Origin of the sequence: Halorubrum tropicale (assembly GCF_001280455.1) — an archaeon.
In the GTDB taxonomy this organism is placed as follows: Archaea; Halobacteriota; Halobacteria; order Halobacteriales; family Haloferacaceae; genus Halorubrum; species Halorubrum tropicale.
In genome coordinates this window covers 331,223-349,874 of sequence record NZ_LIST01000004.1, presented here as the reverse complement: position 1 = coordinate 349,874, position 18,652 = coordinate 331,223, and the positions used below count along the sequence as shown (strand labels likewise).

The 18,652-nt window shown below is 71.0% G+C and carries 14 protein-coding genes and 1 tRNA gene; 9 read left to right on the top strand and 6 right to left on the bottom strand.

Annotated features, from left to right (window positions below):
- Positions 1–23 precede the first annotated feature (23 nt).
- The gene (locus AMR74_RS12035; protein WP_053772298.1) at positions 24–944 is read right to left on the bottom strand and encodes an NAD(P)/FAD-dependent oxidoreductase; all 921 of its coding nucleotides are present in this window, start codon (positions 942–944) and stop codon (positions 24–26) included.
- A gap of 351 nt (positions 945–1,295) precedes the next feature.
- Entirely contained in the window at positions 1,296–3,572 is a 2,277-nt protein-coding gene (gene lonB, locus AMR74_RS12030; RefSeq protein ID WP_053772297.1) for an ATP-dependent protease LonB, read from the bottom strand.
- Positions 3,573–3,742: 170 nt separating this feature from the next.
- Here lonB and AMR74_RS12025 point away from each other — a divergent pair, with 170 nt between their 5' ends.
- Together AMR74_RS12025 and AMR74_RS12020 are read left to right on the top strand one after the other, a co-directional pair.
- Positions 3,743–4,273, top strand: coding sequence for a nicotinamide-nucleotide adenylyltransferase (locus AMR74_RS12025; RefSeq protein ID WP_053772296.1), 531 nt, complete (start codon positions 3,743–3,745; stop codon positions 4,271–4,273).
- Between the two features lie 107 nt (positions 4,274–4,380).
- Positions 4,381–5,214 carry an SAM hydrolase/SAM-dependent halogenase family protein gene (locus tag AMR74_RS12020; protein WP_053772295.1) on the top strand — a complete coding sequence of 278 codons (834 nt, stop codon included), beginning with the start codon at positions 4,381–4,383 and terminating at the stop codon, positions 5,212–5,214.
- 39 nt (positions 5,215–5,253) lie between these two features.
- On the opposite strand, the gene AMR74_RS12015 is transcribed toward AMR74_RS12020, so the two are convergent.
- On the bottom strand, positions 5,254–5,733 hold the full coding sequence (locus tag AMR74_RS12015) for a DUF5793 family protein (protein ID WP_053772294.1): 480 nt from the start codon (positions 5,731–5,733) through the stop codon (positions 5,254–5,256).
- A gap of 171 nt (positions 5,734–5,904) precedes the next feature.
- Between AMR74_RS12015 and AMR74_RS12010 the strand changes: the two genes are divergently transcribed.
- The 4 genes from AMR74_RS12010 (at position 5,905) to AMR74_RS11995 (ending at position 13,081) form a co-directional block, all read left to right on the top strand.
- Positions 5,905–7,602, top strand: a complete 1,698-nt coding sequence (locus tag AMR74_RS12010) for a type II/IV secretion system ATPase subunit (protein ID WP_053772293.1) — start codon at positions 5,905–5,907, stop codon at positions 7,600–7,602.
- A complete protein-coding gene (locus tag AMR74_RS12005) occupies positions 7,599–9,800 on the top strand; it encodes a type II secretion system F family protein (RefSeq protein ID WP_053772292.1) in 2,202 nt (733 codons plus the stop codon). The genes AMR74_RS12010 and AMR74_RS12005 overlap by 4 nt, the downstream gene beginning before the upstream one ends.
- Before the next feature lie 101 nt (positions 9,801–9,901).
- The gene (locus AMR74_RS12000; RefSeq protein ID WP_053772291.1) at positions 9,902–10,570 is read left to right on the top strand and encodes a class I SAM-dependent methyltransferase; all 669 of its coding nucleotides are present in this window, start codon (positions 9,902–9,904) and stop codon (positions 10,568–10,570) included.
- A 60-nt stretch (positions 10,571–10,630) separates the two neighbouring features.
- Positions 10,631–13,081, top strand: coding sequence for a methyl-accepting chemotaxis protein (locus AMR74_RS11995; RefSeq protein ID WP_053772290.1), 2,451 nt, complete (start codon positions 10,631–10,633; stop codon positions 13,079–13,081).
- A 62-nt stretch (positions 13,082–13,143) separates the two neighbouring features.
- Here AMR74_RS11995 and AMR74_RS11990 read toward each other — a convergent pair whose 3' ends face one another.
- Entirely contained in the window at positions 13,144–13,428 is a 285-nt protein-coding gene (locus tag AMR74_RS11990; RefSeq protein WP_053772289.1) for a hypothetical protein, read from the bottom strand.
- Between the two features lie 14 nt (positions 13,429–13,442).
- Entirely contained in the window at positions 13,443–13,967 is a 525-nt protein-coding gene (locus AMR74_RS11985) for a DoxX family protein (protein WP_053772373.1), read from the bottom strand.
- A gap of 218 nt (positions 13,968–14,185) precedes the next feature.
- Here AMR74_RS11985 and AMR74_RS11980 point away from each other — a divergent pair.
- Positions 14,186–14,256 (top strand) — tRNA-Gly (locus tag AMR74_RS11980).
- 573 nt (positions 14,257–14,829) lie between these two features.
- On the opposite strand, the gene AMR74_RS11975 is transcribed toward AMR74_RS11980, so the two are convergent.
- On the bottom strand, positions 14,830–15,903 hold the full coding sequence (locus AMR74_RS11975) for an NAD(P)/FAD-dependent oxidoreductase (RefSeq protein WP_053772288.1): 1,074 nt from the start codon (positions 15,901–15,903) through the stop codon (positions 14,830–14,832).
- 161 nt (positions 15,904–16,064) lie between these two features.
- On the opposite strand from AMR74_RS11975, the gene AMR74_RS11970 reads away from it, so the two are divergent.
- Together AMR74_RS11970 and AMR74_RS11965 are read left to right on the top strand one after the other, a co-directional pair.
- Positions 16,065–16,382: a hypothetical protein gene (locus AMR74_RS11970; RefSeq protein ID WP_053772287.1), complete on the top strand. Its 318-nt coding sequence runs from the start codon at positions 16,065–16,067 to the stop codon at positions 16,380–16,382.
- Between the two features lie 118 nt (positions 16,383–16,500).
- Entirely contained in the window at positions 16,501–18,651 is a 2,151-nt protein-coding gene (locus AMR74_RS11965; RefSeq protein ID WP_053772286.1) for a prolyl oligopeptidase family serine peptidase, read from the top strand.
- Position 18,652: the final 1 nt, after the last annotated feature.

The window sequence follows — 18,652 nt, the reverse complement described above, 5'->3', positions numbered from 1 at the left end:
AGCCGAGTCGACGGGCGGACCGGTCAGGCCGGCTGCGAGTCCAGCTTCTTGTAATCGATGTAGTCCGCCCCGCGGAGCTCTTCGAGTAGGTTGATGGCCGCGCGGGCGCCCTCGCCGACGGAGGTCGCGATCTGCTGGTGGCCGCCGGTGACGTCGCCCGCGGCGTACACCCGGTCGACCGGCGTCGACTGGTCGGGGTCGGTGACGATGTCGTCGCCCTCGACGGGCACGCCGAGCATCTCCGCGAGGTCGGTTCCGCCGGCGGTACCGAGCGCGACGAACAACCCGTCGACCGGTATCTCGTCGCCCTCTCGGGTGACGACGGCTTCGAGGACCTCCTCGCCGGCGAGCCGATCGAGATCGTCGGTGACCACCCGGATCCCGGCGTCGTCGACCCGCTCTCTCAGCTCCTCGTCGGCCTCGAACGCCGACCCGTTGGTGAGGATCCGGACGTCGTCGGTGTAGTCGAGCAGCATGAGCGCCTCGGTCGCGGCGTAGTTGTCGGTGCCGACGACCGCGACGGGGCTGTCGCGGTAGAAGTAGGCGTCGCACTCGACGCAGTAGGAGACGCCGTGGCCCTCGTACGCCTCGACGTCCGCGACGGCCGGCCGCTCGTAGTCCGCGCCCGTCGCGATGATGACCCCGTCGACGACGTACTCGTCGACCGTCGTCTCGACGCGGTACCGGTCGCCGTCAGGCTCGATCCGAACGACCTCCTCCTCGACGATTTCGGCCCCGTACTTCCGCGCGTGTTCCCGTCCCAGGTCGACGAGCTCCGGCCCCGTGACCCCGTCCGGGAACCCGTAGACGTTCTCCATCGTGTCCACGTCCCGGGTCGTCCCGCCCCCGTCGTCGAACACGAGCGTTCGCCTGTCCGCCCGGGCCGTGTAGATGGCGGCGTTCAGTCCGGTCGGTCCGCCGCCGATGATCGCTACCCCTGACATCTGTATTGTTTAGTACGCACTATACTAACTTATGAGTTCCGCACTTGGCGTCGGTCGAGCGGTTCGTTCTCATCCGCGACGCTGACAAAGATGAGTTCTTTCGGGCCTCTGGAGCGAGAATACGCAGTTACTGGCGCACGCTCGTTTCCGCGCGCTTGCGAGGCCTCAGTTGTATCGGGCACATTAGTTATGCGTTAATAGCGAAATACTCTCGCGCGTACGGCGTCGCTCGGCGAGCGATCGAGACCGGACCCGAGGAGACGACGCTCGGGGAACTGCGGGCGACGCCCGCGGTGCGGCAGCTCGACGGAACGAGAACGAAAGCGGTCGGACCGCGAGGCCCGAGTCCGTCTACTGCGGGCTCGGGTTCGAGGGCCCGGAGACGTTGCCGTCCTTCAGCGCGGAGCCCGTGATCGACTTCAGCCGGGAGACGAGGGAGTCCTTCTCGGCCTCGCCCTCCAGCGCGATGTCGAGGACCTCGCTGATGTGCGAGACCGGGATGACCTCGATCATCTCCTCGTACTCGTCTTCGATCATCACGTCCTGCTCGTTGGCCGCGGGGATGATCACTCGGTCGCAGCCGGCCTTCGCGGCCGCCTCGATCTTGTGTGTGACCCCGCCGACGGGGAGCACGTCGCCGCGGACCGACAGCGAGCCGGTCATCGCGAGCGACTGGTCGACGCCGACGTCCTCCAGCGCGGAGATGACGGCGGTCGCGACCGTGATGGACGCGGAGTCGCCGTCGACGCCCTGCTGGCCCGTCTGGATGAACTGGATGTGGATGTCCTTCTCGGAGATGTTCTCGTCGGAGAACTTCTTGATGATCGCCGAGACGTTCTGGACCGACTCCTCGGCCATCTCCTTGAGCTGGCCGGTGGCGATCACCTGCCCGCCGCTCTGGGTCGGGGTCACCTCGGCCATCACCGGGAGCATGATCCCGGAGTCCTCGCCCATCACGGCGAGGCCGTTGACGCGCCCGGTGACGTAGCCGTCGGAGACCTGGAGCTCGTAGTCCTTCCGGCGCTCGATGTAGTCGTCGGCGAGCTGCTGTTCGATGGACCGCGAGCGCCCCTTCGCCTGGAGCACGTGGTCGCGGGTCGTGTAGTCGGCGTCCTCGCCCCGGGCGATGTCGCCCGCGACGCGGACCATCCCGCCGAGGTTCCGCATCTTCAGCGTGAGGTGGCCCTTCCGGCCGGAGCGGCGCTTGGCCTCGAGGATGATCTCCTCGACGGCCTCCGCGGAGAACTCAGGCAGGCGGCCGTCCTTCGCGACCTCCTGGGCGATGAACCGCACGTACTTGCGGCGCATCTCCGGGGTGTCCTCGATGGTGTCCTCCATGTACACCTCGTAGCCGTACCCCTTGATACGGCTGCGCAGCGCCGGGTGCATGTTCTCCATCGCGTCGAGGTTCCCGGCCGCGATCATGACGAAGTCCGTCGGGACGGGCTCGGTCTGGACCATCGCGCCCGAGGAGCGCTCGGACTGGCCCGTGATCGAGAACTCGCCCTCCTGGATCGCCGTCATGAGGTGCTGCTGGCTGCGGATGTCGAGCGTGTTGATCTCGTCGATGAACAGCACGCCCTTGTTCGCCTTGTGGATGGCCCCCGCCTCGACGCGGTCGTGGCTGGGCGTCTCCATCCCGCCGGACTGGAACGGGTCGTGCCGCACGTCGCCGAGCAGCGCACCGGCGTGCGCGCCGGTCGCGTCGCGGAACGGCGCGGTCTTCGTGTCGCCGTTGTTCACCAGCAGGTTCGGGATCATCGCGTCCGACCCGCGGTTGAGGTAGCGGAAGACGAGGTACACCACGCCGGCCGCGATGATGCCGACGAGGATCTGGCCGACGATGATGAGCGCGTAGCCCAGCACGACGGCGATGATGATCCACATCAGCAGCGACCGCATCTGGTTGCGCTTGCGCGCCTCCTCGCGGTGCGCCTCGACGATCTGGTCGCCCTTGCCGGCCGGCACCGTCCGGACCTTCGGCTTGTTGCCGTCGTCGGGGTTGTGATACACCAAAACGTCCTGAAGCTCCTCCTTCGGGAGGAGTTCGGACATCGCCTTCGCGAGCATCGACTTCCCGGTCCCGGGCGAGCCGATCATCATCACGTGGCGGCGCTGCTTCGCCGCCTTGATGATCACGTCGCGGGCGTGCTCCTGCCCGATGACCTGGTCGACGAGCCGGTCGGGGATCTCGATCTCGGCCGTCGTGTCGATCTTGAGCCCGCCGAGGAGGTCGTCCTCGTCCGGGTCGTCCTCGATCTCGGCGCCCTCGACCTCGACGGTGCTACCGAGCTCGTCGATGTCGCCGTCGTCGGCCGGCTCCGCGGCGTCGCCGTTCCGGCCGCCGTCGGGACCCTCCCCGACGACGTCGGTCCCCTCGAACCCGTCGTCGTCGACGACGACCCCGTCGTCCCAGGGGTCCTCGCCGTCGGGGCCCGCGGCCGACTCGCCGTCGGAGTCCGCGGCCTCGTCGACGCCGGGCTCGTTCGCCGGACCGTCGTCGGGCTCGGGGTCGCCGCGCGTGGCGTCCTCGCCGTTCCCCGCCGGACTCGAGTCGTCGACGCCGCCGCGAGGCGGTTCGTCGGGGTCGTCGGCCGTCGGGTCGTTCGTGTCCTTCTCGTTGCTCATAGAATCGGGTAACGCTACCGAAAACGAAGGGGCGGCTACTGATATACTTTCTCCCCCCGGCCGTGTCGCCCCGGGGGCAATAAACCCCGCTTTGAAGCCGTATATCTCCCGATCTGGGGGCTCGACCGTTCCCACGGGGTTTATAAATGACGCCGACGGTACGTAGATTCATGCGGGGGTTCTACATCGGCCGGTATCAGCCGTTCCACGACGGCCACCAGCACATGGTGGAAGAGATCGCGGAGGAGGTCGACGAACTCGTCTTGGGTATCGGCTCCGCCGGCGACTCCCACACCACTCGGAACCCCTTCACCGCCGGCGAGCGCGTGATGATGGTGACGAAGGCGGTCGAGGAACTGGACGCCACCACCTACGTCGTCCCCATCGAGGACCTCGACCGGAACTCCGTGTGGGTGAGCCACGTCCAGAGCATGACACCCCGGTTCGACGTCGCGTACTCGAACAACCCGCTCGTGGTCCGCCTGTTCGAGGAGGCCGGCGTCGAGGTGCGCCAGTCCCCCATGTTCCGGCGCGACGTCCTGGAGGGGACCGAGCTCCGCGAACGCATGATCCGCGGCCGCGACTGGGAAGACCTGGTCCCCGACGCCGTCGTCGACGTGATCCGCGAGGTGGACGGCGTCGACCGCATCCGGCGGATCGCCGAGACCGACTCCAACGGCGACGAGCCCTCGGACCAGTAGCCGGGGAGACGGCGGCTCCGGCTCGCCGGCGTTCGACCGGCCGCGACGTGCGCCCGTCGAGACCGGCGCCCGTTCCTTTTAACCGCCCGCCGCACGCGGTCTCCGGTATGATCACGCTCACCTCGGACTTCGGCTCGCCGTACCCCGCCGCGATGAAGGGAGTGATCCGCCGGCACACGGCCGCGGAACTGATCGACGTGGCCCACGACCTGCCGCGCGGGGACCCGCGCGCCGCGGCCTTCTGGCTCCGGTTCGTCCTCCCGGAGTTCCCGCCGGCGGTCCACTGCGCCGTGGTCGACCCCGGGGTCGGCACCGACCGCGACGCCCTCGTCGTCCGCGCCGGCGCGCACGTCCTCGTGGCCCCGGACAACGGGCTGGCGATGCCGCCGGCCCGGGCGCTGGCGGCCGACGAGTCCGACGTCGAGGCGTGGACGGTCGCGGTCGACGACCCCGCGAGCGAGACGTTCCACGGCCGCGACGTGTTCGCCCCGACCGCGGCGCGGATCCGGGCGGCGCTCGACCAGGCGGCGGACGGCGAGTCGACCGACGCCGACGCGGTCGGGGAGACGCTGGCGGGCATGGACGACCTGTCGCCCGCGAGCGACCCCGCGGACATCCGCTTCCCGGAGCCGACGGTCGAGCGCGACGAGGGAGGCGACGTGACCGCCGTCGACGGCGAGGTGCTCGCGATCGACCGGTTCGGCAACGTGATCACCAACGTCCCCGGCGACCTGGTCCGCGGCCGCGACTGGATCCGCGTCGACGGCGACCTCACGCCGGTCGCGGAGACGTTCGGCGCCGTCGAGCCCGGCGAGCGCCTCGTCACGGTCGGGAGCCACGGCTACGCGGAGTGCGACGTCAACGACGGCCGCGGCGACGGCGCGTTCGACCTCCGGCCGGGGGACTCGGTGCGGTTCGTCCCGGACAGCGTCAGCCTGTGAGCGCCGGGCGACTCGCCCGGCGTCGGCCGGTCGCGGCCGCTACAGTTCGACGCCCGAGGGGATCAGGCTCTCGCTGCGGAGCAGGTTCCCGTCAGGGTCGTACACGAGGAAGGTGTCCTTGTCGTAGGCGACGAGCCGATCGCCGTCCACGTCGATCTCGACGCGGTACCGGGCGTCGCCGTCGTCCGTCGCGTCGCGCGCGGCGTGGATGAACGGGAGGACGTCCGTCGCCGTCTCGTTGAGTTCGAGGATGAAGTCGCCGGTGTACCGGTTGGTGACGCCGACGACGCCCTCCGGGTCGTCCGCCTCGCCCAGCGGCTCGCGGAGCCGGAAGGCGACGTCGATCTGGTCGGCCGTGAGCAGGTCGCCGTCGGCGGCGTCCCCGCTCTCGCCGCCGGAGAGCCGCTCGCGGAGCAGTTCCTCCGGCCCGTGGAAGTCGATCCGCACCAGCGGGGGCGACCGAGAGCCGGCGCCGCCGTCGACGCCCTCGACGGTCAGATCGAAGTAGTCACGCCGCATTTCCTATTGGTTGCTTTGCGGTCCGGCCGTATCAACGTAACGGGCGGCCGGGCGGCCCCGAGCCCCGGCGCCGCCGGAATCCGGAGCCGACCCGGGGCCGCGCCCCCGATGTCGGTCGTGATAATTGTCGGGGGTAGTTTAACTTCCCCCCGACTCTATGGCCCCGTATCCATGGCGAGTGACGCCGGCGGGAGCGACCTCGGCGACCGGATCGAGGACCTCCAGCGGCGCCTCTCGCACGCGTGGGAACTGCTCCAGGGGTCGACGCTCGACGTCCGCCCGTTCCGCCCGGGCGAGGACGGCCCGCTCGCCTCGTTCGTCGTCCCCGAGGACGAGCGCGAGGTCGACCGGTACTGGGTGAACGCCCCCTACGCGTACGTCGTGATCACCTACGACGAGGCGGAGAGCGAACATCGCTACTACGCGGTCGAGCCCGAACTCGACGCCTTCGAGCGCGACCTGCTCGACCGCGTCGTCGACGACATCCGCGACCCGCTCCTCTACCGCGAGGGGACCGGCAAGACCGACGAGGAGACGCTTAAATCCGAGCTGGAGGCGCTCCTTGAGGGGTACGGGGTCGAGGTGGGGATGGACTCCTTCCACGCGCTCGCGTACTACCTCTACCGCGACTTCCGCGGCTACGGGAAGGTCGACCCCCTCCTCAACGACCGCCACATCGAGGACGTCTCCTGTGACGGGTACGACCTCCCCATCTTCGTCTACCACGACGAGTACACGGACGTCGAGACGAACGTCTCGTTCGGCCAGGAGGCGCTCGACAGCTACGTGATCCGGCTCGCCCAGCAGTCGGGGCGCCACGTCTCCGTCGGCGACCCCATCGTCGAGACGACGCTGCCCGACGGGTCGCGGGCGGAGCTCGCGCTCGGCGAGGAGGTGACGCCGCGGGGGTCGGCGTTCACCATCCGCCAGTACGCGGAGGACCCGTTCACGCCCGTCGACCTCGTGGAGTACGGGACCTTCTCGATCGAGCAGATGGCGTACTTCTGGCTCTGTATCGAGCACAACAAGAGCCTCATCTTCGCGGGCGGCACGGCATCCGGGAAGACCACCTCGATGAACGCGGTGTCGATGTTCGTCCCCCCGCGCGCGAAGGTGCTCACCATCGAGGACACCCGAGAGCTCTCCCTGTACCACGACAACTGGCTCTCGGCGGTCACCCGCGAGCGCCGGTACGAGGGGACCGACATCGACATGTACGACCTGCTGCGCTCGGCGCTGCGTCACCGCCCCGAGTACATCGTCGTCGGCGAGGTCCGCGGCGAGGAGGCGATCACGCTGTTCCAGGCGATGAACACCGGCCACACCACGTTCTCGACGATGCACGCCGACTCGATCGAGACGGTGATCAACCGGCTGGAGAACGAGCCGATCAACGTCCCGCGGGCGATGGTCCAGTCGCTCGACATGCTCTCGGTCCAGACGCTCACGCGCTCCGACGACGAGCGCGTGCGCCGCGCGAAGACGATCGGCGAGATCGGCGGCATCGACCAGCGGACGGGCGAGCTGGACTACTCCTCGGCGTTCGAGTGGGTGCCCGACGCCGACACGTTCCGCCGGAACGACTCCTCGCTGTTAGAGGAGATCGCCGACGAGCGCGGCTGGTCGCGCTCGGAGCTGCTGCGCGAGGTCCGGCGGCGCGAGCGCTTCCTCGAACTGCTCTCCGCGCTCGGCATCGACGACTACCGGACGTTCACCGCCCTCGTCAACGAGTACTACGCCGACCCCGACCGCGTGATGGAGCGGCTCGACGATCGCGCCGCCGCGGCCGACGGCGTCGACGCCGACGACCTCGCGGCCGAGGAGGGCCGCGCCGCCGGCGACCCGACGGCGGACCCCGCGGACGGATGATCGCGTACCTCCCCCTGGCCGCCGCGGTCGCGGCCTGTTTCGCGCTCGCGCTCCCGCTCGTCGACGACCGGGCGGACCTGTTCGTCACCCGCGTCGCGCTGACGGCGTTCGGCGACTACGTCGGCGAGAACGAGGCGCGGCGGCGGGCCCAACGCGACCGGATGCGCGCGGCCCACGTCGCCGGCACGACCCACCGCGTCTACGCCTCGCGGACCCTGTTGTACGCCGCCGTCCTCGGGGTCGCCGGCAGCGTGATCGGGGTGTACGCGGCCGCGGGGCTGCTCGCCGCGCTCGACGTCGGCGAGGCGGCGCTCCGCGAGGCGCTCCCGGCCGCGGTCGAGTTCGTCGCCGTCGTCGCGCGCCTCGCCGACCTCGGGCTCGGGCGGCTGTTCGTCCTGCTCGCGGTCGTCTCCGCGACGGTGGGGTCCGGGCTCGCGCTCGGCGCGTACGTCGCCCGGTGGCAGCTGCTCGACCAGCGGGCCGCGGCGCGCGCCGCCGAGATAGACGCCACCCTGCCGCGGACGGTCGCGTTCATGTACGCGCTCTCGCGCTCGGGGATGGCGTTCCCGCGGGTGATGGACACGCTCGCGCAGAACGAGGCGGTGTACGGCGAGGCCGCCACGGAGCTGTCGGTCGCGGTGCGCGACATGAACGCCTTCGGGACCGACGCGCTCACCGCGCTCCAGCGCATCTCGCGGCGGACGCCCAGCGACGACCTGGCGGACTTCTCGGAGAACCTCGCCTCCGTCCTCGGCACCGGGCAGTCGGTGTCGTCGTTCCTCGACGACCAGTACGAGCGCTACCAGGCGGAGGCGGAGGCCAAACAGGAACAGTACCTGGAGCTGCTCTCGACGTTCGCCGAGGCGTACGTGACCGCGCTCGTCGCCGGCCCGCTCTTTTTCATCACCATCCTCGTCGTCATCGGGCTGGTCTTGCAGGACACGCTCCCGCTCCTCCGCGTCGTCGTCTACTTCGGCGTGCCGCTCGCCACCTTCGGCTTCGTCGTCTACGTCGACAGCGTGACGCAGGGCGTCGGCGGCACCGAGACCGTCGCGGCGTCGTCGCTCGACGACCCCGACACCCCGTCGGTCACCGGGGTGCGCCACGCGACGGACGAACCGGGCGACCGCGGCGGCTCCCCGCGGTTCGACGGCGGCGCGGCGGCCGGCCGGGAGGCGAGCGCCCCGGGCGACGGGCCGAGCGCGACCGGCGCGGGCGCCGGCCGCCGGGCCGAGAACCGCGAGCGGCTCCGGGTCTACGACCGACTCCGCTGGGTGCGGCGGCTGGCCGCCTCGCCGGTCGAGACGGTGCTGGACTCGCCGCGGACGGTGCCGCTCGCCGCGGTCCCGGTCGCGGTGGTCGGCCTGCTCGTCTTCGCGTTCCCGGTCACGCTCGGCACCCCCGTGGAGATGGTCGACCAGATCGACGGACCGATCGTCGTCGCGACGGCGCTCGTCCTCGCGGCGTACGCGGTGGCCTACGAGTCCGGCAAGCGCCGGGTCCGGCGCGTCGAGTCCGCGGTGCCGGACTTCCTCGACCGCCTCGCCAGCGTCAACGAGGCGGGGACCGCCGTGGTCGGCAGCGTCCGCCGCGTCGCCGACTCGAACCTGGAGGCGCTGACCGAGGACCTGCGCCGGACCCGCCGCGACATCGACTGGGGGGCGGACGTCTCGACCGCGCTGCGCCGGCTGGAGCGCCGGGTCCGGTCCCCGATGACCTCCCGGGCGGTCGCGCTCGTCACCAACGCGATCCGGGCGAGCGGCGACGTCGGGCCCGTCCTCCGGATCGCGGCCGACGAGTCGCGCGCGACCTGGTCCCTCCGCCGCGAGCGCCGGCAGGTGATGCTCACCTACCTCATCGTCATCTACATCTCCTTCCTCGTGTTCCTCGGCATCATCGCGGCGCTGTCGGTGTCGTTCATCCCCGCCATCGAGGCGGCGGGCGTCCCGGGGACCGGCGGGCTCCCGGACGCCGGGACCGGGGTGCCGAGCGGCCCGGGCGGGATCGCGGACGGGATCGGCGACATCGACGTGGCGGTCTACGAACAGCTGTTCTTCCACGCCGCGTCGATTCAGGCGGTCTGCTCCGGGCTGGTCGCCGGCCAGCTCGGGGAGGGGTCGGTCCGCGACGGCGTGAAACACGTCGTGGTGCTGCTCGCGCTCACGCTCGTCGCGTTCGCCGCGATAGGCGTGGCGTGACGCCGCGGTCCCGGTCGGGCCGGTCGCGCCGACGCGCCGTCGCTCGGGACGGACTCCGCCGCGGCCGCACGAGCTAAACCGGTCGCGGTCGACGGGGGCGTATGGACTCGGATCCGGGGAGCGACGCGGGGTCGACCGGCGACCCGCGGGCGACGTACGACCGCATCGCGGCGCACTTCTCGAAGACGCGGGAGTACGCCTGGCCGGAGGTCGAGTCGTTCCTCGACGGCCGGTCGGGGGCGGTCGCGCTCGACGTCGGCTGCGGGAACGGGCGGCACACGGAGGCGCTCGCGGCGCGCGCCGAGACCGCCGTCGGCGTCGACCTCAGCGGCGGGCTGCTCGACGAGGCGGTTGCCCGCGCCCGAGAGCGGGGGTACGCGGACGCGACCGCGTTCGTCCACGGGGACGCGGCCGCGCTGCCGGTCCGCGACGGCGCGGTCGACCTCGCGGTCTACGTCGCCACGCTCCACCACCTCTCGCCCCGCGACGCCCGCGTCGAGAGCCTGAACGAACTGGCCCGGGTCCTCGCGCCGGACGGGGTCGCGCTCGTCAGCGCGTGGAGCACGGCGCACGACCGCTTCGACCGCGAGGAGGGGTTCGACACGACCGTCGACTGGACGCTGCCGGGCGGCGAGACGGTCCCCCGGTACTATCACATCTACTCGCCGTCCGAGTTCGAGTCCGACCTCGCGGAAAGCGACCTCGAACCGCACCACGTGACGGTTTCGAGCGGGAACTGCTACGCGGAGGCGTCGCCGCCGGACCGCTGATTATCACGAGAGATACCGCAGGGGGTGGATTAAAGAGTCCCTGTCGACCGCCTGATGGTAATGGCTGACACTTTCCTCGAACGGGTCCTGCGTCGGGTCGCGCCCGACGCGGTCGCCCGGAGTTACCTCGCGAAGTTCCTCGTCGCCCTCGTCGTCGTCGTCCTCGCCATCGGGGCCGTCGGGGCCGTCACGTACGCCGAGACGACGGACCAGCTCGAATCGAACGCGCAGGGGGACTACACGGCCGTCGCGGAGCTGAGCGCCACGGAGCTCGACGGCTGGGCGAGCGACCGCCGCTCGGCGGTCACGGAGCTCGCCGACAACCACGCGTTCTCCCAGGACCCCGCCAAGGTCGACAGCTACCTCTCCACGCACCTCTTGCGGACCGCCGAGTCGGTCACCGCCCTCCACTTCGTCGACCGCGACGAGAGCGCCGTCCTCGCCAGCACCGACCGAGAGGCCGGCGAGTCGGTCACCTCGCAGGCGTGGTTCGACGACGACCTCCTGTTCGCGGACGACGTGTTCACGAGCCCCACCTACATGGTCGACGGCGAGCGCCGGATCGCGTACGTCGCGTCGACCCCGCTGCGGGAGTACCTCGTGATGGAGATCTCGCTCGCCCCCGTCACCGAGGACTTCCGTCAGCCCACCGAGAGCGCGTTCACGACCATCGTCCAGCCCGACGGCCGGATCGCGGCGAGCAACGCCGACTACGTCTCCGGGATCCGCTACGACACCGACGTTCGCTCGGCGATGCTCGACGACACGCGGGCCGTCGGGTTCCTCCCGTCGGCCACGTTCAGCTTCGCCGACGGCGGCGAGTACCTCGTCGCGTACGCGCCCTTGGAGACCGAGGAATGGTACGTCGCGGTCCACGTCCCGCTCTCCGAGGCGTACGCCCTCTCGGGGATGATCGGTCGGAACCTGCTCCTCATCGTCGGCGTCGCGATCGTCGGGCTCGGGCTGCTCGGCCTGACGCTCGGCCGCGGCACCGTCGCAGAGCTGAACCAGCTCCGGGCGCGAGCGACGGCGCTGGCCGACGGCGACCTCGACGTCGACTTCCACACGGAGCGGCGCGACGAGTTCGGCGACCTCTCCGCGGCGTTCGCCACCATGCGCGACTCGCTGCGCGACCAGATCCAGTCGGCGGAGACGCAGCGGGAGCGCGCCGAGGCGGCGAAGGCGGAGAGCGAGGCGTTCGCGGAGCGTCTGGAGTCGCGGGCGAGCGACTTCGGCGCGACCATGGCGGCCTGCGCCGACGGCGACCTCACCGCGCGGCTGGAGGCCGACCCCGAGGACCCCGAGGCCCTCCGCGACATCGCCGCGGAGTTCAACGACGCGATGGACGAACTGGAGGCCGCGATCGCGGAGGTCGACGCCTTCGCCGTCGAGGTGGCCGACCGCAGCGAGGCGGTGACCGACGGCACCGACGAGGCCGCGGCCGCCGGCCGGGAGACGAGCGACGCGGTCGACGAGATATCCGCCGGCGCGGAGCGGCAGAGTCGGCGGCTGGCCGAGGTGGCCGGCGAGATGGAGGACATGTCGGCGACCGTCGAGGAGGTCGCGGCCTCCGCCGACGAGGTGGCGACCACCTCCCGGCAGGCCGACGCGCTCACCGAGGAGGGCCGCGAGGCGGCGGCCGACGCGGTCGAGGAACTCCACGGCATCGAGGCGCGCTCGGAGTCGGCCGCGGAGACGATCGAGCGGCTCGAGTCCGAGATGGCGGAGGTCGACGAGATCGTCGAGACGATCTCGGAGATCGCCGACCAGACGAACCTGCTCGCGCTCAACGCCTCGATCGAGGCGGCCCGCGCGGGCGAGGCCGGCTCCGGCTTCGCGGTCGTCGCCGAGGAGGTGAAGTCGCTCGCCGAGGAGACCCAGGAGTCCGCCGCCGAGGTCGAGGCCCTGATCGAGAGCCTCCGCGAGCGCACCGACGAGAGCGTCGACGAGATGGCCGCGATCCGCGACGGGGTCGACGACGGGGTCGACGTCGTCGAGGACGCCGAGGACGCGCTCGAAGAGGTCTCCGAACGGGTGAGCGAGGCCGACGACGGCGTCCAGGAGATCTCCGGGGCGATGGACGCGCAGGCGGAGTCGGTCAACGAGGTGACCGGCGCGGTCGACGAGCTCGCGGGCGTGAGCGAGCAGACCACCGCCGAGGCGACCACGGTCGCGTCCGCCGCCGAGGAGCAGGCGGCCACGCTCGGCGAGGTCTCAGAGCAGGCGCACGACCTCCACGAGCGCGCCCGCGACCTGCGGGAGATGACCGAGGACTTCGAAGTCGACGCCGACGAGGCCGCCGCCGGCGACGCGGCGGCGTCAGCCGACGCCGGGGCCGTGGCGCTCGACGCCGACACCGCGTTCTCGTTCGGCGCCGACGAGGAGGCGTCGGACGCCGCGGCCGCGAGCACGGACGGCGGCACCGACACCGACGCGAGCGGCTCGGAGACAGAGACTGGAGCCGGATCGGAGCAGTCGCTCGACGAGCGCGCGCGTTCAACAGAAGAGTGACCGTCGTCGTCCGCGACGGCGCGTTCCGCCGGTGTCGTCGCGGTCGGCGGTTCCCGCGCGATTCAGTCCGCCATCGACTCGTGGCTGACGCCCCGGTCGTCCGGGAGCGGCGCCACGAGCCGGTACGCCGCGTAGAGGCCGAGCACCGCGATGCCGGCCAGCACGAAGCCGGTGCGGATCTCCGGCGCGATCAGCGGCGTCGCGACCACGTCGCCCGCCTCGTTCTTCATCGGGACCGGGGCGAACGGCTGCCCGGCCAGCGTCTCGACCAGTCCGAGGACCGCGATGCCGAACAGCATCAGTCCCGCGCTCAACGCCCGTGCCGCCTTGTCGATGATGTCTGTCATTTTCGGTCACCTCGTTAACCGAGCAGGTACCGCAGCTTGGGGTTCTGTTTGACGAGCTCCGTGTCCTCGATGATCGCGTCGAGGCCGTAGTACCGACCGGCCGCGAGCACGATCACCGTCATGAACAGCAGCAGGCCCATCAGGTCGCTGTTGACGACGCCGTGGCCGAACCCGGCGTTGCCGACCCAGAACAGGATCATGAAGATGACCCCGCCGAAGGCGGCGAAGCGGGTGAGCGCCCCGGCCATCAGCGCGAGGCCGATGAGCGTCTCGAAGAGGGGCACACCGGGCTCGATGAGCCACGCGAGGTTGTTCCCCATCCAGACCGGGATGCCGCCGAGGACCGTCCCGCTCATCTGTTGCATGTACGCCGGGCCGTAGCTGTACGCGAACCCGTCCGTGATGATCTTCGTCACGCCGGCGTGGAAGAACCACCAGCCGGTGACGACGCGGAGGAACGCGATCCAGTACGTCGCCCAGGGTCCCTCCAGCGCGAACTCGACCTCGCCGACCAGCGGATTGCTCGATTGGTATGACATCGGTGTCACCTCACGGGTGTACGTTGGGTGGCTACCCACATAGGTGCCGAACAGATTTCTAAGCCGCTGAAAAGCGTTCTAACGCGCTGGGAGGGGTCCACAGTATCAGGGGCCTTTAAGTACTACTGCCAGTCACGGTCGCGGCTCGTCCCGTCAGAACACGGAACGCTTATGAAAGCCGTTCCGCCTACGTGTAGGTGCGTCATCGACCGACGCGAGCGCCGGTGGTCTAGTGGTAGGACCTGAGCCTTCCAAGCTCATGGCCCGGGTTCAAATCCCGGCCGGCGCACTCACTTCGTTCGTGCGCCGCCCGTACTCCCACTCGCTCGCTTCGCTCGCTCGCGGGAGTCCCGGCCGGCGCAGTTCTCGGACACAACGAACCGGAAACGACTGCGACGAGTGAGTCCGTGCGTCAGGATGCGCAGAGGGATTTGAATCAGAGAGCGAGCGGAGCGAGCGACCGTGGTTCAAATCCCGGCCGGCGCACTCACTTCGTTCGTGCGCCGCCCGTACTCCCACTCGCTCGCGGGAGTCCCGGCCGGCGCATCTCTCGAACGTAGTGAGAGAAACTGCCGCGGGATTTGAACCGTATCAGTCGCGCGCAGCGAGCGAGCACGTCTGGTTCCGGTTCAAATCCCGACTGGCGTACGAAGGAGTGAGTGCGCGCCCCGACCTCTCGCTCGCAATCGGGGTGCTCGCGTCCCTCGCACCTCGCACCGCCCGCGAGAGCCCCGGCCGGCGCAGCTCTCGGACAAACCGAGAGACGCCTCCGTGGGAATTGGATCCCATCGGCCGCGCGCAGTGCGCTCTGCGAGAGGTCCGGAGTCTCTCTCGACGAGTTCCGCTGAAAAGTCGGCGGCGATCAGTCGTCGGTGGCCGGCGCCTCGGCCCCCTCGGCCTCGGCGGACTCGCGCGGCCCGCCCGCGTGCCCCTCGTGGGCGACGGCGGTCGCCATGAGGTGGGGCGGGATGGCGGGCACCTCGTCCTCGCCGACGGGGCCGTCGCGCGCGATCTCCTCGGTCGAGCGCGGGAACTCCCGGATCTCCTTGTGGATCGCGAGGCCGGCCTTCGCCCCCTGGCCCATCGCGACCGGCACCTGGTTGTGGCCCGGCGTGATGTCGCCGACCGCGAACACGCCGTCCTCGCTGGTGCGGCCGTGGTCGTCGACGGCGATGGTGCCGTCGTCGTTGAGGTCGCAGCCCAGCCCCTCGGCGAGGACGGTGTTGTAGTCGGAGCCGTACATCGCGAAGCCGCCGCGGTACTCGCGGCGCGTGCCGTCCGCGAACTCCAGCGCCTCCAGCCAGCCGGTGTCGGGGTCGTTCTCGACGCCCTCAACCTCCTCGGTGACGACGTCGACGGGGTGCGCCTCCAGCTGCGCGGCGGTCTCCTCGCTCCACGTCGGCTCCTCGCCGCGGGTCAGCACGTCCACGTCGTCGGTGACGTTGAGCATGATCATCGCGACGTGGGCGGCGGCCTCGCCGTGGCCCATCACGTACACCGGTTCGTCGGCGAACATGTAGGCGTCGCAGTGGAGGCAGTAGTGGAGCCCCTTGCCCGTCCGCGGGAGCGGCGGGTCCGGGCGCTCGTCGGAGAACCCGGTCGCGAGGACGACGCGGTCCGCCACCAGTTCGGCGTCGTTCGTCTCCAGTCGGAACCGGTCGTCGTCGGTGCGCTCGACCTCGGTGACGAAGCCGCGCTCGAAGGTGCCGCCGTACGACTCCACCTGCTCGCGCCCGGTGGCGAGGAACTCGTTGCCGGAGACGTCCTCGGTGACGCCGATCACGTTGTGCGTGTCGGCCATCATCGCCGCGCGGCCGCCGCCGCGGTCGATCAGCACCGTCTCGTGGCCCAGTCGGGCCCCGTACAGCGCCGTCGTCAGCCCGGCCGGCCCGCCGCCGACCACCGCGATCTCGTACTCGTCGTCGGACGAACTCATTACCGCTCGTAGGCGACCCACCGGGTTAAATACCGTCTTGTTGTGCGCGTCCCGCGGCCAACCCCGTTCGCTCCGCGCCGGAAGGTGGATCGACGCCCGACTGCGACGGCTTCCGCCCCCCGTCCGGAGGTTTATTGGTGCGTACCGCGTTCGCTCGGTCAGTGGTCACTCGTCTCGCCCTCGCCGTGTGCCTCCTCCTCGTCGGGATCGCCGCCGACGTGGGCACGACCTACGTCGCGCTCTCGGGCAGCGAGTACGTCGAGGGGTCGCCCGTCGGCCGCCTGTTCATCTCCCGGTTCGGCCTCCTCGGCGGGATGCTCCTCACGAAGGCCGTCGGCATGGCCGTCATCGGGCTCCCGGTCGCGGTCGCCGGCGGCACGCGACGGTTCGTCGCCACCCTGATGTGCGGCGGCGTCGGCGCGCTCTCGCTGGCCGTCGCCGCGCGGAACCTGCTGTTCGTCGCGGGCCTGTGGCCGTGAGGGACCCGGCCGTGGCTCGGCCGTAACGCGTCTGCCTCGGACCCCGCGACGCGAGCGGATCGGCGGCCTCGGCCGCCGCGACCCCAGCGGTTTTGCGTCGCCGGCGACACCGATCCGTATGCCACGCGAATCCGCTCCGGCCCGCTCTCCGCCGGAGACGCGCCGCGAGGTCGTCACGGAGACGCTCCACGGCGTCGACGTCGACGACCCGTACCGATGGCTCGAAGGCGACGGCGAGGCGGTCGACGAGTGGGTCGACGCCCAGAACGCCCACGTCGACGAGGCGCTCGACGACGCGCTCCGGGACCGGCTCCGCCCCCGGTTCGAGGACCTCGTCGAGGTGGCCGACTACGGCTCGGTATCAGTCCGCGAGGGGCGCTACTTCGCGACGGCCCGCGAGCCCGGGGCCGACCACGCCCGCCTCGTCGTCCGCGACGTGCCCGACGGCGACGGCCGCGTCCTCGTCGACCCGAACGCCTGGGCCGCGAACCGCGACGCGGAGCGCCCGCCGCGGTCGATGGCCTGGTACGTCCCGTCGCACGACGGCGAGCGCGTCGCGGTCGGCGTCACCGAGGGCGGCGACGAGAACTACGACGTGCGGGTGCTGTCGGTGCCCGACCCGACTGAATCGCCGGAGTCCGAGGGTTCGGGAGGCTACGGCCCGGGCGTCGAGGAGGTCGCGGTCCTCCCCGAGCGCGGCCGTGTCAACGCGGGGAGCCTCGCGTGGACCGCCGACGGCGAGGGGTTCGTCTACGTCGCGACCGGCGGCGCGGCCGACGGCGCGCAGATGGACAAGGAGATCCGCCGGTTCCGGCTCGCGGACGGTCCCGAGGCGGAGGAACTCCTGCTCGAACACGACGACCAGCACGTCTGGCCGCGGGTCACGGTCGACCCCGACTCGGGGCTGCTCGCGGTCGCCTTCTCCGAGATGGTGGGGGGAACCGAGTGGTACGTCCACGTCGACGGCGACCTGCGCCCCGTCCTGACCGACACCGACGCCGAGACGTCGGTCCAGTTCCACGACGGGACGGCGTTCGTCTCGACCGACCACGGCGCGCCCCGGCGGCGGGTGCTCGCCTGCTCGGTCGACCGCTTCCGCGAGGGCGACCTCTCCTTCGAGGAGTGCCGCGAGCTGCTCCCCGGCGGCGAGGGGATCATCCAGTCGGTGGCGCCGACCCCGGAGCGCCTCCTCGTCCACCGCCAGCGCGACGCCCACTCGCGGCTCTCCGTCCACGACCGCGACGGGACGCACCTGCGCGACGTGTCGCTGCCGTCGTACTGCTCCGTCACGTGGGTCTCCGGGAACCGCGACGCGCCCGAGGCGTTCTTCGGGCTCACCGGCTTCGACCGGCCGCCGGCGGTCCGGGCGCTCGACCTCGACGGCGGGGCGGACGCGAAAGACGAACTGGCGTCGACGGAGGTCGACTCCGTCGACCTCCCCGTCCCTGACGACCTCGTCGTCGAACAGCGGTTCGTCGACTCGACGGACGGCGCCGAGGTGCCGGTGTTCGTCTGCTACCGCGAGGACGCCGCCGTCGACGGCCCGCGCCCGACGCTGCTGTACGGCTACGGCGGCTTCCGGAACAGTATCACCCCGTCGTTCGGCCGGTTCCGGCTGCCGTTCCTCGCGGACGGCGGCGCGTTTGCGGCGGTGTGCGCCCGCGGCGGGTACGAGTACGGCGAGCCGTGGCACGAGGCCGGGATGCTCGCGGAGAAACAGCACACCTTCGACGACTTCGTCGCGGCCGGGGAGGCGCTCTGCGCGTCCGGGCTGACCGACACTGACCACCTGGCGGTCGCCGGCGGGTCGAACGGCGGGCTCTCGGTGGGCGCGGTCGTCACCCAGCGCCCGGACCTGTGGGCGGCCGCCCAGTGCGCGGTCCCGCTGCTCGACATGCTGCGGTTCCACCGCTTCCTGCTCGGGGAGTCGTGGACGACGGAGTACGGCCACCCGGAGGACCCGGAGGCGTTCGAGTACCTCCGCGCGTACTCGCCGTACCACAACGTCGACGCCGACGAGTCGTATCCGCCCGTCTACTTCACCACGGCCGCGAGCGACACGCGCGTCCACCCCTCGCACGCGCGGAAGATGACCGCGCGGCTCCAGAACGAGGCCGCGGGCGGGCCCTTCCTCCTCCGGACGAAGTCGGCGACCGGGCACGGCGTGGGGAAGCCGACCTCAATGGTGGTCGACGAGCAGACCGACTCGTGGGCGTTCCTGTACGAGCGGTTGGGCGTGGAGATCAGCGACCGCGACGACGACGCCTGAT

Excerpts from the sequence above, each read along its gene's own strand:
- AMR74_RS12035 (WP_053772298.1), bottom strand. The coding sequence starts at position 944 with ATGTCAGGGGTAGCGATCATCGGCGGCGGACCGACCGGACTGAACGCC.
- lonB (WP_053772297.1), bottom strand. The coding sequence starts at position 3,572 with ATGAGCAACGAGAAGGACACGAACGACCCGACGGCCGACGACCCCGAC.
- AMR74_RS12025 (WP_053772296.1), top strand. The coding sequence starts at position 3,743 with ATGCGGGGGTTCTACATCGGCCGGTATCAGCCGTTCCACGACGGCCAC.
- AMR74_RS12020 (WP_053772295.1), top strand. The coding sequence starts at position 4,381 with ATGATCACGCTCACCTCGGACTTCGGCTCGCCGTACCCCGCCGCGATG.
- AMR74_RS12015 (WP_053772294.1), bottom strand. The coding sequence starts at position 5,733 with ATGCGGCGTGACTACTTCGATCTGACCGTCGAGGGCGTCGACGGCGGC.
- AMR74_RS12010 (WP_053772293.1), top strand. The coding sequence starts at position 5,905 with ATGGCGAGTGACGCCGGCGGGAGCGACCTCGGCGACCGGATCGAGGAC.
- AMR74_RS12005 (WP_053772292.1), top strand. The coding sequence starts at position 7,599 with ATGATCGCGTACCTCCCCCTGGCCGCCGCGGTCGCGGCCTGTTTCGCG.
- AMR74_RS12000 (WP_053772291.1), top strand. The coding sequence starts at position 9,902 with ATGGACTCGGATCCGGGGAGCGACGCGGGGTCGACCGGCGACCCGCGG.
- AMR74_RS11995 (WP_053772290.1), top strand. The coding sequence starts at position 10,631 with ATGGCTGACACTTTCCTCGAACGGGTCCTGCGTCGGGTCGCGCCCGAC.
- AMR74_RS11990 (WP_053772289.1), bottom strand. The coding sequence starts at position 13,428 with ATGACAGACATCATCGACAAGGCGGCACGGGCGTTGAGCGCGGGACTG.
- AMR74_RS11985 (WP_053772373.1), bottom strand. The coding sequence starts at position 13,967 with ATGTCATACCAATCGAGCAATCCGCTGGTCGGCGAGGTCGAGTTCGCG.
- AMR74_RS11975 (WP_053772288.1), bottom strand. The coding sequence starts at position 15,903 with ATGAGTTCGTCCGACGACGAGTACGAGATCGCGGTGGTCGGCGGCGGG.
- AMR74_RS11965 (WP_053772286.1), top strand. The coding sequence starts at position 16,501 with ATGCCACGCGAATCCGCTCCGGCCCGCTCTCCGCCGGAGACGCGCCGC.